The 252-nt window shown below is 45.2% G+C and carries 1 rRNA gene; it reads left to right on the forward strand.

Annotated features, from left to right (window positions below):
• Positions 1–148: 148 nt before the first annotated feature.
• A 23S ribosomal RNA gene (locus tag ACO0U8_RS24265) occupies positions 149–252 on the forward strand; the annotation flags it as partial.

The following is a 252-nucleotide window of genomic DNA, read 5'->3' on the forward strand; positions in this document are numbered from 1 at the left end:
CTTTAACAATCTGGAACAAGCTGAAAATTGAAAGTTTACAGCTGAACATCACTCTCCGTAGAAGTACTGAGTGGTGGATTAGTCTGTAACAGAGTCTCTCAAATAATCGCAGCGCGATGATGTCTTTTAAGACACCTTCGGGTTGTGAGGTTAAGCGACTAAGCGTACACGGTGGATGCCTAGGCAGTCAGAGGCGATGAAGGGCGTGCTAATCTGCGAAAAGCGTCGGTAAGGTGATATGAACCGTTATAA

Source organism: Rahnella sp. EDr1-12 (assembly GCF_049206505.1).
Lineage (GTDB): Bacteria > Pseudomonadota > Gammaproteobacteria > Enterobacterales > Enterobacteriaceae > Rahnella > Rahnella rivi.